Here is a 14514-nt window from a genome sequence, read left to right as displayed (position 1 = left end):
TTCGTACTTTTTGTACCTTCAATGAAGTTATGGCCCGCAGGTAACAAGTTTTGGGGTCGGAGGTGAACGCAGGGTTAACGACGGCGGGCCATTGGCTTACAGATGCTGGGTTGCCATTGCGTTAGCTGCGCCACAGCCGTAGTGGATCCGCCACATTGTCAACAGGGCTAACATCGGCCCCACGTGGCACGATGGGCGCATGGAAATTTCAGGGCCGCTGAACGCACGGCAGTTTGGCGAGGGGCCGCCGTCGGATTCCGACGTGGACCTGTACCGCAGGCTGAGTTCGGACATCACCGCGGGCGTCGCCGTGGTTTCCACCCGGCTGCGGAACAGGGACTACGCCGCCACGGTCAGCGGCTTCCTCTCGGTTTCCTACGACCCGCCCACCATGCTGGTCAGCCTGTACGCGGAATCCCGCATTGGTGAAGCGGTGGAGGAATCTGGTACCTGGGCACTCAGCGTGCTGTCCGGCAAGCACCAGGGCACGGCGACGTGGCTGGCCAGTCCGGGGACGCCGCTGCACGGACTGCTAGCGCAGGTGCCTTACCGGCGCGGGCCGGCCACGGGATCAGCGGTCATTGACGGCTGCCTCGCCTATTTTGAGCTGCGCACCGTTTCGGTCCATTCTGCTGCCACCCACCTGCTTGTTGTTGGCGAGGTGGTGGCGATGGGTAGTGGGGCGGAACCGTCCGAGGCTCCGGACCCGCTGGTCCATTTCGGCTCGGAGTTCCGCCGACTGGCGCCGTAAGCCTTCGCCGCCCCAACTCAGTAGCAGCACAGGGCGTTCCCAGCGCTGGGAACGCCCTGTGCTGCTACTCACTTGGGTTTTCTTTGCTTTTGTTTAGCTCTGCCGGTTTCAGCGAGCCACCAGCCCAGCCGTCCGGGGGACGGAGCGAAGGCGGGCCAGCAGCGTTGCGGCGAGGAACGCCGTCGTAATTTCCAGGACGACGACGGCCAGCAGGCCTTCAGCGTCCGATCCAAACGAACCCCCTCCAGGCGCCGCTGCCGCTCCTCCATGCGAGTGGCCGGACACGCCGCCCCCGGGAAGGGCCGGCGCCCCCAGCAACAGGACGGCGTGCAGGGCAGTCATGGCCAGTGCGCAGCCCATCACCTGACGCAGGGCACTCTCCCGGCCGCCGCGCCACAGGTGCACTGCGCACGGCAGGCAAACCCCGACCATCGCGAGCATGAGGATCCCCAGCCAGGGGCCGTGGTGGTTCCCCGCCACAAGCCACAGGTGCACCAAGCAGGACGCGGCGGTCACCGCAGAGACGGTCCGGGAGTGCAGCTGCAGTGCGGTCACGGCGGGAACCTAGCCGTGGCAGTGGGAGCTGGACTGGCTGGTGTTGGCCGGGACGTCCAGAACGGGGCTGCGGTCGAAGAAGCCTTCGGGGCGGAGCTTGAACCCGACGGTGTCCACCGGCATGATGGGCCAGTCCTCCACACGCGGGAAATGGGTCAGGCCGAAGGTGTGCCACACGACGATGTCCTGGCCGTCGATGTCGCGGTCCTGGGCGATGTAGGCGGGCAGGCCCGCGCCGCCGGAGTGCTGGTTGACGAAGTCGCCGGTCGGGTAGCGCTCGTCCTCGGCGTAGCGGGTGACCCACAGGTCCTTGGTGGCAAAGGCGGCCCGCTGGGCAATGGAGGATTCGGGGTCGGCCATCAGCGTGGGCTGGTTGTGGGAGTGCAGCTTGTAGCCCACCGGCTCGCCCAGGCGGTTGCGCGATTCCGGGTTGGAGATGATCCAGCTACGCCCGGTGCGGGCGTCCGCTTCGCGGACAGCTTCGGACTCGCGGGTCAGCACGGTGCGCTTCCGGCTGAACGCGTTGCCGCGCTCGTTGCCCGGGCCCATCGCCTGGCGGACCACGTCCTCTTCCTCCACCCGGTTGGTGAAGCCGTCGATCGCCATGTCCAGGCGGGCGCTGAAGATGTGCTGGTGGAACGGAGCACCGAGCCCCGGTGCCAGCTGGGAAATGTTGTCCGAGCCGCCTTCCGGGAATGCAGATGTGAAGACAATGCCGGTGGCCTTGGCCTCGAATTCGATGGTGCCGTCGAGGTAGAGGTACCAGTAGAAGCCGTAGTCGTAGTTGCCGATGGTGGTGAAGAAGGAGATCACCATGCGGCGGTTCCTGCGGGTGTAGTTGATGCCTGACCAGAGGTCGCTGTGCTTGGCCAGGATGCCCCAGTCCTCCTCGTGCATGCAGATGCCGTTGCGGATTTCGCGGGGGTTGCCGAAGGCGTCACTGATGACCGGGCTCAGGTAGGTGATGTCGCCGAGGCAGTCGCAGCCCAGCTCGAGGGAGTTGGCGAACTGCCCAACGAGGTACTCCCCCGTGTCGAAGTAGTTCTGCCAGGACCTGATCGGGGACGGATCGCCGTACGGGACCACCATCTCGGCGATCGACGCGCGGTTGATGATGGGCCGGAGCCGGTCACCGTCCCTGAAGCCGATGTTGTGCAGCACCACGCCCTCGCGGACGTCGAATCCAACGTCCAGGCTCCATTTCTCCCACTCGATGTGGTTGCCGCCTGTCACGGTGAAACTGGGGCCTTCGGGCTGGGTGATGCTGATGGGCTTCTGGGTGGCGCGGAGCGGACCCGTGAGCTCGGGATCGGTGTAGTTGCCGTGCTCTGCCGGGACGGGGAACACGCCGGTGTCGATCACCTGGGTGACCTCCTTGCTGACCACGTCCACGTAGGCCACCAGCCCGTCAACCGGGTGGGCCCACGCGCTGTCCTCGGGGAACTCCTGCACGAAGGCAAGCCCGCGGAGGATCCGGCGGCCTTTTTCCTCCGCGTACTCGAAGACGCCGGCGGACAGGGGGGCGACGCGCACCTTGCGGACGTCCAGGTTCCGTGCGGCCAGGGCCTTCAGCCACCGCTCGTCAGTAGCCAGGAGCTGCTCCACCACCTCGAACTCCTCTTCGAGGACCGGCAGTTCGCCGGTGGCAGCGGTGTCGAGTTCGACGGCGGAGATCACCGTGCCGCTGGTGACCGAGACAGTGACGTCATGGGGCCGGCCGCCCGAAACGTCGTGGATGAAGACCCGGAAACGCCGATCCGCGTCCGTTCCGGTTCCGGCTCCTGCTCCTGCTCCTGCTCCGCGGGCAGGGTCAAGGAGGCCCAGGTAGGCGATGCGCTTCTCCGGACCAAGGAAACCCCCAGAGCGGAGAATGCCCTGCACCTCGCTGATCTCCGCGGCTGAGGCAAGGCGGAACGGGCTGGCTGTTTCTGTGATGGAGAGCGTCATAGCGGCCTTTGTCCATGACCCTGGCGGGTCGGATGTTTATTTTCTATAGTTGTAGAGAATAAGCGAACGTAAGATGGCTCACAAGAGTCTGGGCGAAAATATTTACTGGGGAGCGGCAGCGTGCCAAAGATTGTTGACCACGACGAGCGCCGCCTGGAACTGGTGGATGCGACCTGGCGGATCATCGCCCGGATGGGCATTGAAAGCGCCACGATGCGGGAAATCGCCACCGAAGCGGGCTTCGCCAACGGGGCCCTCAAACCGTACTTTCCCACCAAGGACACGCTGCTGACCTTCGCCTTCGGCCACGTCTTCAACCGGACCAATGACCGCATCGCCGAGGTCACCGCCGGGCTTTCTGGGCTGGCAGCCCTGCGGGCCTTCTGCGTCGAAGTGCTCCCGCTCGATGAGGAACGGATCAACGAAGCCCGGATCGTCATCCCCTTCTGGCAGAAGGCCATCAACGACCCCGGCAAGGCGCAGATCCACCGGGAATCGATGCAGCAGTGGCGGGATGCCATCCGGCGCTATCTCGGAGAGGCCCGGGACAGCCGCGACGTGAGTACCGCCGTCGACGACGACAGCCTGGCAGGCCAGCTGCTCAACATGCTGCTGGGCGCCCAGATCGCGGCCGCGCTGCTTCCGGAGGGCCAGACGGAGCTCGGCCTGGACAGGCAGCTTGAGGGATTCCTTGCCCTGCTGACGGGCCAAAATTGAGCCAGAACAACACCCCAGGAGACGCCGGCAGTGACCATCCCGCATGAAATCGATACTCCGGACATCATGATCGACGTCGACATTCTCGACCGGAACATCGAGCGGATGGCTTCAGCCGTCCGGGCGCGGGGCCTGAGTCTGCGCCCCCACGCCAAAACCCACAAGATTCCCGAAATCGCCGCCCGCCAAATGGCAGCCGGAGCCTCCGGGCTTACAGTTGCCACCATCGGCGAAGCTGAAGTGTTCGCGGCCGCGGGAGTCAGCAACCTCTTCATCGCCTACCCCCTCTGGCTTTCACCGCAGAAGGCCGAGCGGCTTCGGCGCCTGTCGCAAACTGCGCAGATCGTGGTCGGGGTCGACTCCGCGGAGGGAGCAACGGCGCTGGGATCCGGCCTGGGCAATGCCGCCGGGAGCATCAGCGCCCTCGTGGAAGTCGACAGCGGCCACCACCGGAGCGGCGTCCATCCGGAATCCGTCGCACCCGTCGCCGAAGCAGCAGTGCGGGCAGGGCTGAAGGTCGAGGGCGTGTTCACCTTCCCGGGACACAGCTACGCCCCGGGCATGCCGGTCGAGGCGGCCAGGCAGGAGGAGCAGGCCCTGCACCGGGCGTCCGAGGTTCTGGCGGCGGCGGGATTCGACGTCACCTGCCGCAGCGGCGGCTCCACCCCGACGGCGATGCTGACCGGGAATCCGGCTGCCACCGAGGTGCGCCCCGGCGTCTACGTCTTTGGCGATGCCCAGCAGCTGGAGCTGGGGCGGTGTGCTGCCGAGGACATCGCGCTGACAGTGGCGGCCACCGTGGTCAGCCACCACGAGACCCCCGCGGACGGACCGGCACGTTTCATCATCGACGCCGGCAGCAAGGTTCTCGGCAGCGACCGGCCAGCATGGGCCAGCGGCTTCGGACGGCTGATGGACCATCCGGACGCCCGGATCACCGCACTGTCGGAGCACCATGCAACCGTCGAGTGGCCCGAGCGCCGAACCCTGCCGGCCATCGGCGATAGGTTGCGCGTCATCCCCAACCACGTATGCCTCGCGATGAACCTGGTGGACGACGTCGCAGTGGTGGGCGGCGGCGAACTCGTGGACCGCTGGCCCGTGGCCGCCCGGGGCAAGAACAATTAAGGGTCCGGACGTTCCTGTTCAAAATCTTTTTTCGCCATGTGTTGAAAAAAGATGACAGGGCAGGATTTCGCCGCTAACCTGAAATGACTGTGTCCCAGGACACAGTGTTGGGGACCCGCTAACAGACAGCCAACCGGTGTCAGGAACGTTCATGCCAGCAACCACGGCCCGCCCCGCGGACCAGACCCTCACCTCCAGCGTGGCCACCTCCTTTGACCACTGGAGGCACCTCGTAGCCCAGTCCTTCGTGCCGCTGGCCGCCGAAACGGCCCGGCCCGACGAGTTCCGGGGCCGCATGCGCTCAAGGGTGCTGGACCGCACGTGCATCGTGGAGGTGTCGGCTTCGGGCCACAGCGTCCACCGCACACCGGCGCTTCTGGCACAGTCCGACCAACGTTATTTCAAGCTCAACCTCCAACTGGAGGGCACCGGGCTCCTCATCCAGGACAACCGCGAGGCCGTGCTCCGCCCCGGCGACCTGGCCATCTATGACACCAACCGCCCGTACACGCTGGCGTTCGAAGAGCAGGCCCGCGTGGTGGTGGTCATGTTCCCGCACGACTCCCTGTCGCTGCCGCGGGACTATGTGGGGCAGCTGTCAGCCGTCCGGCTGGCCGGCGAGTCCAGCCTGGCGGGCATTGTGGGACCGTTCATCACGCAGCTCGCCGGCAACCTGGAAGCACTTAGCGGGCCCAGCGGTTCCCGGCTCGCGGCCAACACCCTGGACCTTGTCTCCACCATGCTCCATTCCGAACTGGATCTGGCTGCGGACAGCATGAAACCCCAGGCGGTGCTGGCGACCTCGGTCCGTGAATACATTGAGGCGAATCTCGCTGACCCGCAGCTTTCGCCGGCCAGCATTGCCGCAGCCCATTTCATTTCGACCCGCCACCTGCACAACGTCTTCCACGAGTCCGGCAGTACTGTTGCCAGCTGGATCCGCAGCCGCCGGCTGGAACGGGTCCGCCGGGACCTCAGGGATCCGCTGCACTCGGGCACCTCCGTGGGGGCGGTGGCAGCGCGCTGGGGCTTCCTGGACGCAGCCCACTTCAGCAGGACGTTCCGCGAGGCCTTCGGCGAGTCCCCCAGCGACTGGCGGCGCGGCGCCCAATCAGCCAGCTAAGCAGCCGGGGCCTAAATCAGGGTCCTGCCTAGATCAGACCCTGCGCGAGCATCGCGTCCGCCACTTTGACGAAGCCGCCGATGTTCGCGCCCAGCACGTAATTGCCGGGGTCACCGTACTCGTCCGCGGTGGAGGCGCAGCGGTGGTGGATTCCCACCATGATGTCCGTCAGGCGCTGTTCCGTGTGCTCGAAGGACCAGGAGTCGCGGCTCGCGTTTTGCTGCATCTCCAGCGCCGATGTGGCCACGCCGCCTGCGTTGGCGGCCTTGCCGGGCCCAAACAGCACGCCCGCCTCCTGGAACACTGCCACGGCGTCCCGGGTGCAGGGCATGTTGGCGCCTTCACCGACGGCGAGCAGTCCGTTGCGGACCAGCCGGGCGGCAGCACCGCCGTCGAGCTCGTTCTGCGTGGCGCACGGCAGGGCGACAGTACCATCGACATCCCAGACGGAGCCGGCCTCCACGTAGGAAACGCCGGAACGGCGCAGAACGTAGTCCTTGAGGCGTCCGCGTTCCACTTCCTTGACCTGGCGGAGCAGCCCGACGTCGATCCCCGCCTCGTCCACAACGTACCCGGAGGAGTCGGAGCAGGCCACCACGCTGGCGCCGAGCGCCTGGGCCTTGGCGATGGCATTGATGGCCACGTTGCCGGAGCCGGAAACCACCACGCGCTGCCCGTCGAACGATGAGCCCCGCGTCTTCAGCATCTCCTCCGTGAAGATCACCGTGCCGAAGCCGGTGGCTTCGGGCCGCACCAGGGAACCTCCCCAGGAGATGCCCTTGCCGGTCAGTACGCCTGATTCGTAGCGGTTGGTGATGCGTTTGTACTGGCCGAAGAGGTAGCCGATTTCGCGGCCGCCCACACCGATGTCGCCGGCCGGGACGTCGGTGTACTCGCCAATATGGCGGTAGAGCTCGGTCATGAACGACTGGCAGAAGCGCATGACTTCGGCGTCACTGCGGCCGCGGGGGTCGAAGTCGGAACCGCCTTTGCCGCCACCGATCGGCATGCCGGTCAGCGCGTTCTTGAAGATCTGCTCGAAGCCGAGGAATTTCACGATCCCGAGGTAAACGGAAGGGTGGAACCGGAGCCCGCCCTTGTAGGGGCCGAGCGCGGAGTTGAACTCCACGCGGAAACCGCGGTTGATCTGCACCCGGCCGGAATCGTCGGTCCACGGCACCCGGAAGATGATCTGCCGTTCGGGCTCGCAGAGCCGTTCCAGGATGGCGGCTTCCAGGAACTCGGGGTGCCGGTCGTGGACGGGGCCAAGGCTTTCGAACACCTCGACCACCACCTGGTGGAACTCAGACTCGCCGGGGTTCCGCGCCAGTACCGTATCCCTGACGGCTTCCAGCCGTGCATCCATGACTCTGTCCTTAACTCAGCGAGCAACGGCCGAAAGGATATTTTCAGCCGCCTATGGTTGACCTTTCAACCTTACCGATTAAGACCGCAGCTTGTTAGCCGGTCGCCGCGAAATCGCTTATTCTCCGTATTGTGACAGAAAAATTCCACGCAATGAGAACATCATCCATGGCGCCGCGGGCTGGAAAGGGCGTCTGATGGCGTACATTTGCCTGCTCCTGTCCGGAGCCGCACTGCTGATCAACGGATTGGCCACTCTGAATCTGGTCCCCCGCCGGGACGCTGCCGTCTTCAGCCTGGTCATCGGGACCGCCCAGCTGATTCTGGGCGTTGCGCACCTGACTGCCACCGCGGGACGCGGGACGCAGTCCTTGCTGGGGCCCGCCGGGATTTTCCTGTTCGGGCTGACGTATGCCTACGTCGGCCTGGACTTCCGGCTGGGACTGGGGTCCAAAGGGCTCGGCTGGTTCTGCGGGATGGTGGGCTTCTGCGGACTCTTGCTCGCCGTGGCCTGGTCCGGGGAGGATCCGCTGCTTTCCGTTCTGTGGCTCTGCTGGACCTATCTGTGGCTGCTGTTCTTTCTTCACATGGCGTTGGGCTTTGAGCGGATGGCACCGCTGATCGGCTGGTCCCTCGTGCTCACCAGCCAGGCCTCTGCCACGGTGCCGGCATTCCTGGGGATTACCGGTCATTGGCCGGCCGGCGTCGCGGCAGCCGCGGCCGCGGGGGCCAGCCTTGCCGCACTTCTGCTGCTGGCGGGCGGCCTCGCGAGGCGAGGCCGCCGCAGCGGAACGGGCGGTGCCGCCGTCGAACGCCCGCTACCCGGCAAGCTCCGGCTCTAGGGTTCCCGCCCGCTTCTCCACGACGATTTCCGCCAGCACTCCGGCCACGAACATCACAGGCACCGCAACCAGCAGCGCGACGGCTGTTTCGGCGCTGCCGCCGATGAGGGAGGTGAAGTTGCTGACCACCAGGTAGAGGACCCATGCCAGCAGCAGCGATGCGAGCGCCGGTGCGATGAGGGTCTGCCAGAGTTGGCCCCGCACCCGTTCGCGCCGGAAGAATGCGACGACGGCCAGGGAGCAGAGCATGTACAGCACCAGCAGCGCCGCAACGGCCAGCCCGCTGAACCACGAGAAGAGCGTCAGGACCGGGTCCATTCCCAGCACCGCGAACGGTGCCACGAGCAGCACGGCGACGCTCGTCTGAACCCAGGCTGCGTTTGCCGGGGCGCGGTGCCTGTTGGTCCGCGCCAGGACAGCGGGCAGGGAACCGCGCAGGGCCAGCGAGTGGAGGTAGCGGTTGATGCCGTTGTGGAAAGCGATGATGCCTGCCAGGAGGGACGTCACCAGGAGCATTCCGGCGGTCACGCCGGCCCAGGGGCCGAATAGCTCAACCAACGGGCCAATCACGAAGGAGGTCGCGTCCCCTGACTCGAGGGCGGCGCCGGCGGCGTCAATGACGTGCGAGGGCCCGTAGAAGCTCACGAGCATCCAGGTGATGAAGGCGAAAAACACGGCGATGATGCCCACGGAAAGGTACGTTGCCCGGGCCACCGTCCGGTGGGGATCCTTGGCCTCGGCGGAGTAGATGGCCGTTGATTCGAAGCCGAACATGGATGCCACGGCGAACATGATGGCCACTCCCGGGGCGCCACTTGCGATCGCTTCCGGGGAAAATGAGGCTGCCATGTCGAGGCCCTCGGGGCCTCCGCCCCTCAGCAGGACGGTGAGACCGAACAGCAGCAGAATCGCCACCTCCAGGCCCACCAGGACAGCGAGGACGCGGGCGCCAAGTTCGATGTTCATCGAGCCAAGCACCTGCACGCCTGCCATGGTGGCAACGGCCAGAAGCCACCATGGAACGGTCACGCCGGCGGAACCCAGCAGGCCCGAGAAGGCCGCACCATAGAGGCCGTACATGGCGGCCTGAACTGTGCTGTACGCCAGCAGTGCCAGCCAGGCGGCGCCCGTGCCGGTCTTTCTGCCGAAGGCGGCCGTGATGTAGGCGTAGAAGGCGCCGTTGGCCTGCACCTTCCGGCTCATGGCGACGAACCCGACGGCGAAGATGACAATGACGATGCCCACCACGAGGTAGGCACCCGGTGCCCCGGCGCCATTGCCGAGTGCAGCAGCCAGGGGCGCAGCGCCGACAATGCCGGTCAGCGGAGCCTGGGCTGAAAGAACGAAAAAGAGGATGCCCAGGACGCCGATGCTGCCCGCGCGGAGGGCGGTGGACTGCTCCTTGCGCGGATTTGCTTCTGCAGTCCGGGACTCGGAATTTGAAATACTCATTGGATCCTTCTTAACGGTCATGAGCGTTGGAGAGGGTGCTGGCAATGGCCTCGCACCGCTGGATCCAGCTTTGCAGTCCCGGTCGGATGGGGCTTGTCTGGCAGCGATCAGTTGTTGTGCCTCAGCGCACTGCTCGCGGGTGGCGCAGCCCTTATTCCGAGGGTCCCGTGGAGCGCCCATGAGGTCAAGCAGGCCCGAGAACAAAAGAGTCCGGATCCCCTGTTGCAGGGATCCGGACTCCGGAAGCGAAAGCTCTGCCGGGGACGTTGCGGGCTCCCCGGCAGCCTCTCTTACACCAGGTGGGCGACGAGCCCCGAGCCAGCGGACTGGAGCGGCTCCGCCTGGAGCGGAGCTGGCTGGCGGGCCGGCAGCAGCGGCGCAAAAAATGCCCCGAGCTCCGCCGTCGCCGTCAGCGGCAGGACGTTCGCCACGTACTGGTCCGGGCGGACCACCACCACGACGCCGCCGCGGTCAAGGCCGCGCAGTTCGAAGATGTCGGCCTTCGGGTCGGTGCCGTAGACCTTCTCGAGGTTGGTGAGCTTGAACGGCCCGACCTCCGGCTTGAACACGGCAGGCACAGCGTTGATGTCGATGCCCCGGTGGTCCTGCTGGTAGATGACCTTCACGTCGAACCAGGCATCGGCGTCGGCGCCTTCCGGTGTGGCCGCGAGCGGGGACTCCGGCGAGTTCTCCAGCCACTGCGCGAAGTGGGTGGTCGGCGACGGCGCGCCCGCCTCGGAAGGGTCGGCGAACACGTAGATACGCCAGCGCCCGTCTGCTGCTGCCTGATGGCCCAGCTGCAGCGGGTTGGTGTCGCACACCCGCTGCACGGGAGCAGACTTGAACCGCTTGCCGGTCGGGAAACCCGTGGCCAGCCCTGCGTGCTTCGCCTCGGCGACGATCATCGACGGCGCGTATTCGGTCATAAAGCCCGCCGGGAATTCCGCGGTGCGCACGTAGAAGTCCTCGAGCTCCGAGGGGTCCTCGAACTCCTCGGGCTTCTTGGCCATGAGGGTGGACCATTCCTTGTCGAAATCGATGAGGTTCTTCGCGACCACCTGGCGCTCCGCGGAATACGTGGCGAGTAGCGACTCCGGGCTGCGGCCCTCGAGCACGTGGCCGAGCTTCCAGCCGATGTTGAAGCCGTCCTGCATGGACACGTTCATGCCCTGGCCAGCCTTCGCACTGTGCGTGTGGCAGGCGTCGCCGGTGATGAACACGCGCGGCGTGCGGGTGTCGCGCTCGGCGGGCAGGACGTCGTCGAACCTGTCAGTGAGGCGGTGGCCCACCTCGTACACGCTGTGCCAGGCGACGTTGCGGACGTCGAGGGTGTAGGGCTGCAGAATCTGGTTCGCGTGGGCGATGATCTGCTCGATGGTGGTCTTGCGGATGGCGCCGTTGTCGTTCTCCGGCACGACGCCGAGGTCGACGTACATGCGGAAGAGGTGGCCGCCCTCGCGCGGGATCAGCAGGATGCTGCCGCCATCGTGGGACTGGATGGCGCACTTGGTGCGGATGTCCGGGAAGTCGGTGGATGCGAGGACATCCATGACGCCCCAGGCGTGGTTGGCCTGGTCGCCGGCGAGCGTGCAGCCGATCGATTCACGGACCCTGCTGCGGGCGCCGTCAGCACCCACTACGTACTTGGCGCGCACTATGCGCTCCTGGCCCGCCAGCTCGCCCGTGGTGTGGAGCAGAATCACGGTGACGGGGTACTCCCCCGCATCCGCTACGTGGAGGCTCCTGAACTCGTAGCCGTAGTCGGGGGTCATCCGGCTCGGGGAATAGGCCATGACCCGGGCGAAGTAGTCCAGCACGCGGGCCTGGTTGACGATGAGGTGCGGGAATTCGCTGATGCCCATTTCGTCGTCGACTGCGCGGGCGGCACGGACGATGTGCTGCGGGTTCTCGGGGCTCGGCTTCCAGAACGCCATCTCGGTGATCCGGTAGGCCTCTGCGGTGATCTCCTCGGCGAAGCCGAATGCCTGGAAGGTTTCGACGCTGCGGGCCTGGATGCCGTCGGCCTGGCCGATCGCCAGGCGTCCGCCGCGGCGCTCCACGATGCGCGTGGTGATGTCCGGGAACTGGGAGAGCTGGGCCGCTGCGAGCATGCCCGCAGGGCCGGAGCCCACGATGAGCACGTCGACCTCGTCGGGCAGCTCTTCGGGGCGGTTGATGCCGACGCCGGCGGCCGGCTGGATGCGCGGGTCACCGGAAACGTAACCGTGGTGGTGGAACTGCACGGGCTTTCCTCACTTCACTGTGTGGCTGGCTTTCGCCAAATCGTGTGTTCTATATCCGAACAGATGGTTCGATAATAGAAATTGTGGTTATGCTTCAGTACTGTACGTCACATATGACCCGAGGTACAAGCAGCTTCCCCTTCCCAAAATCGGGGGTTGACGAACCCGTCCGGACGGTTCACTATGATTCGTATACGATTTCGTACCTGATGAGGAGAACGCTTTGGAGCAGGTCAACGACGACACCTTGGCAGCAGCACGCAAGGTGATCGCGGTGCACATCAACTACCCGAGCCGCGCAGCCCAGCGCGGCCGGACCCCGGCGCAGCCCTCCTACTTCCTGAAGCCGTCGTCGTCGCTGTCCCTGACCGGCACCGCCGTCGAACGCCCGGCCGGCTGCGAACTGCTCGGCTACGAGGGCGAGATCGCCATCATCATCGGCAAGGCTGCCCGGCGCGTCGACGTCGAAGACGCCTGGGGCCACGTCGCCGCGGTCACGGCCAGCAACGACCTCGGCGTGTACGACCTCCGCTACGCGGACAAGGGCTCCAACCTCCGGTCCAAGGGCGGCGACGGCTTCACCCCGGTGGGCCCGGCACTGATTCCGGCAGACGCCGTCGACCCCGCCAACCTGCGGATCCGCACCTGGCACAACGGCGAACTCGTCCAGGACGACACCACCGGAGACCTGCTCTTCCCGTTCGCGAGGCTCGTGGCCGACCTGTCCCAGCTGCTCACCCTCGAGGAGGGCGACATCATCCTCACCGGCACCCCCGCCGGTGCGTCCGTTGCCGTCCCTGGCGACGTTCTCGAAGTCGAGGTATCCACCGTGGACGGCGGGCTGAGCACCGGCCGCCTCACCACCACAGTCAAGGAAGGTACGACGGCGTTCGCTGACTTTGGTGCCCGGCCCAAGGCCGATGACCTGCAGCGCGAAGAGGCGTACGGCTCGCGGGAGGCCGCCGGTCTTCCGGCCGTGTCTTCAGAAGCAACGGAATCTGTGCTGAGCCCGGAGCTGAAGGCGAAGCTGGAGAGCGTCTGCACCGCCACGCTGTCCTCGCAGCTGCGCAAGCGCGGCCTGAACAACGTCAGCATCGACGGACTCACCGCCACCCGCCCGGACCGCAAGGTGGTGGGCCTGGCGCGGACCCTGCGCTACGTGCCCAACCGCGAAGATCTCTTCAAGACGCACGGCGGCGGCTTCAATGCCCAGAAACGCGCCATCGATTCCGTCAACGAGGGCGAAATCCTGGTCATGGAAGCCCGAGGCGAAAAGGGCACCGGGACCATCGGCGACATCCTCGCCCTGCGCGCCCAGGTCCGCGGCGCCGCGGCCATCATCACCGACGGCGGGGTCCGCGACTTCTCCGCGGTGGCCGCCATGGAGCTGCCCACCTACTACTCCAACCCGCACCCCGCCGTGCTGGGCCGCCGCCACATTCCGTGGGACACGGACATCACCATCGCCTGCGGCGGCACCACCGTCCAGCCAGGCGACATCATCGTGGCGGACTCGGACGGCATCCTGGTGATCCCGCCGGCCATCGCTGAGGAAGTCGCCAACGACTCGATCGCCCAGGAACGCGAAGAGGTCTTCATCGCTGAAATGGTGGAACAGGGCCACAGCGTGGACGGGCTCTACCCGTTGAATGCGGAATGGCGCACCAAGTACTTGGAATGGGAAGCAGGCAAAGCCAATGACTGAAACAGTCACCGCCCCCGCCAGCATTTCTGAGGGCACCGCCGGCAGCAAGTCCGAGCAGGCCTACCAGGCCATCAAGGCACGGATCGTCGAAGGCACCTACACCCCCGGTTACCGGCTGGTCCTGGCCGCCATCGCCAAGGACCTCGGCTTCAGCGTGGTCCCGGTCCGCGAAGCCATCCGCCGGCTCGAGGCCGAAGGCCTGGTGAAGTTCGAGCGCAACATCGGCGCCACCGTCTCCGGGATCGATCCCACCGAGTACCTCTACACGATGCAGACCCTGAGCATCGTGGAGGGTGCAGCCACCGCACTGTCCGCGCCGCTGGTTGGCGAGGCGGACATTGCCCGTGCCCGCGCCGTGAACGCCGAGATGCGCGAGTGCCTGCAGCACTTCGACCCCGTCCGCTTCACCCGGCTCAACCAGGACTTCCACAGCGTCCTGTTCGAGCACTGCCCCAACCCGCACATTTTGGATCTTGTCCACCGCGGCTGGAACCGGCTGGCATCACTGCGGTCCTCAACCTTCCGCTTTGTTCCCGGCCGGGCCCACGAATCCGTGGACGAACACGAGGCCCTGCTCCGGCTCATTGAATCCGGTGCCGACGCCGACACCATCGAAAAAGCAGCACGACTCCACCGCAGCGCCACCCTGGACGCATACCTCTCCCAAGCAAAAAACCAGTAAGGAC

Annotated in this window: 12 protein-coding genes; 7 read left to right on the top strand and 5 right to left on the bottom strand. The window is 66.1% G+C overall.

Annotated elements, in window-relative coordinates; genetic code table 11:
* The first annotated feature begins 199 nt into the window (after nucleotides 1-199).
* Nucleotides 200-751 (top strand): flavin reductase family protein, encoded by a 552-nt coding sequence (locus ACHMXB_RS19180; RefSeq protein ID WP_395400996.1) that lies wholly within the window; start codon nucleotides 200-202, stop codon nucleotides 749-751.
* Nucleotides 752-859: 108 nt separating this feature from the next.
* On the opposite strand, the gene ACHMXB_RS19175 is transcribed toward ACHMXB_RS19180, so the two are convergent.
* The gene (locus ACHMXB_RS19175; RefSeq protein ID WP_395400994.1) at nucleotides 860-1306 is read right to left on the bottom strand and encodes a hypothetical protein; all 447 of its coding nucleotides are present in this window, start codon (nucleotides 1304-1306) and stop codon (nucleotides 860-862) included.
* 9 nt (nucleotides 1307-1315) lie between these two features.
* Nucleotides 1316-3253: a primary-amine oxidase gene (locus ACHMXB_RS19170; protein WP_395400992.1), complete on the bottom strand. Its 1938-nt coding sequence runs from the start codon at nucleotides 3251-3253 to the stop codon at nucleotides 1316-1318.
* Between the two features lie 120 nt (nucleotides 3254-3373).
* Between ACHMXB_RS19170 and ACHMXB_RS19165 the strand changes: the two genes are divergently transcribed.
* The 3 genes from ACHMXB_RS19165 to ACHMXB_RS19155 all read left to right on the top strand — a co-directional run bounded on the left by ACHMXB_RS19165 (nucleotide 3374) and on the right by ACHMXB_RS19155 (nucleotide 6221).
* Nucleotides 3374-3970, top strand: coding sequence for a TetR/AcrR family transcriptional regulator (locus ACHMXB_RS19165; protein WP_395400990.1), 597 nt, complete (start codon nucleotides 3374-3376; stop codon nucleotides 3968-3970).
* Between the two features lie 66 nt (nucleotides 3971-4036).
* Nucleotides 4037-5098, top strand: coding sequence for a D-TA family PLP-dependent enzyme (locus ACHMXB_RS19160; protein WP_395405348.1), 1062 nt, complete (start codon nucleotides 4037-4039; stop codon nucleotides 5096-5098).
* 151 nt (nucleotides 5099-5249) lie between these two features.
* Nucleotides 5250-6221 carry a helix-turn-helix domain-containing protein gene (locus ACHMXB_RS19155; RefSeq protein ID WP_395400988.1) on the top strand — a complete coding sequence of 324 codons (972 nt, stop codon included), beginning with the start codon at nucleotides 5250-5252 and terminating at the stop codon, nucleotides 6219-6221.
* Between the two features lie 28 nt (nucleotides 6222-6249).
* Here ACHMXB_RS19155 and gdhA read toward each other — a convergent pair whose 3' ends face one another.
* Nucleotides 6250-7587, bottom strand: a complete 1338-nt coding sequence (gdhA, locus tag ACHMXB_RS19150) for an NADP-specific glutamate dehydrogenase (protein WP_395400986.1) — start codon at nucleotides 7585-7587, stop codon at nucleotides 6250-6252.
* A 196-nt stretch (nucleotides 7588-7783) separates the two neighbouring features.
* On the opposite strand from gdhA, the gene ACHMXB_RS19145 reads away from it, so the two are divergent.
* Nucleotides 7784-8428, top strand: coding sequence for an AmiS/UreI family transporter (locus ACHMXB_RS19145; protein WP_395400984.1), 645 nt, complete (start codon nucleotides 7784-7786; stop codon nucleotides 8426-8428).
* On the opposite strand, the gene ACHMXB_RS19140 is transcribed toward ACHMXB_RS19145, so the two are convergent.
* Both ACHMXB_RS19140 and ACHMXB_RS19135 read right to left on the bottom strand, forming a co-directional pair.
* Nucleotides 8405-9880 carry an APC family permease gene (locus tag ACHMXB_RS19140; RefSeq protein ID WP_395400982.1) on the bottom strand — a complete coding sequence of 492 codons (1476 nt, stop codon included), beginning with the start codon at nucleotides 9878-9880 and terminating at the stop codon, nucleotides 8405-8407. The genes ACHMXB_RS19145 and ACHMXB_RS19140 overlap by 24 nt on opposite strands.
* A gap of 290 nt (nucleotides 9881-10170) precedes the next feature.
* Entirely contained in the window at nucleotides 10171-12123 is a 1953-nt protein-coding gene (locus tag ACHMXB_RS19135; protein ID WP_395400980.1) for an FAD-binding monooxygenase, read from the bottom strand.
* Nucleotides 12124-12346: 223 nt separating this feature from the next.
* Here ACHMXB_RS19135 and ACHMXB_RS19130 point away from each other — a divergent pair, with 223 nt between their 5' ends.
* Together ACHMXB_RS19130 and ACHMXB_RS19125 are read left to right on the top strand one after the other, a co-directional pair.
* Nucleotides 12347-13828, top strand: coding sequence for a fumarylacetoacetate hydrolase family protein (locus ACHMXB_RS19130; RefSeq protein ID WP_395400978.1), 1482 nt, complete (start codon nucleotides 12347-12349; stop codon nucleotides 13826-13828).
* Nucleotides 13821-14510, top strand: a complete 690-nt coding sequence (locus tag ACHMXB_RS19125) for a GntR family transcriptional regulator (protein WP_395400976.1) — start codon at nucleotides 13821-13823, stop codon at nucleotides 14508-14510. The genes ACHMXB_RS19130 and ACHMXB_RS19125 overlap by 8 nt, the downstream gene beginning before the upstream one ends.
* Nucleotides 14511-14514 lie beyond the last annotated feature (4 nt).

Origin of the sequence: Arthrobacter sp. UC242_113, assembly GCF_044054585.1 — a bacterium.
Classification (GTDB): Bacteria; Actinomycetota; Actinomycetes; order Actinomycetales; family Micrococcaceae; genus Arthrobacter.
The sequence above is the reverse complement of the archived record's forward strand: the minus strand, read 5'-3'. Positions and strand labels throughout refer to the sequence as shown.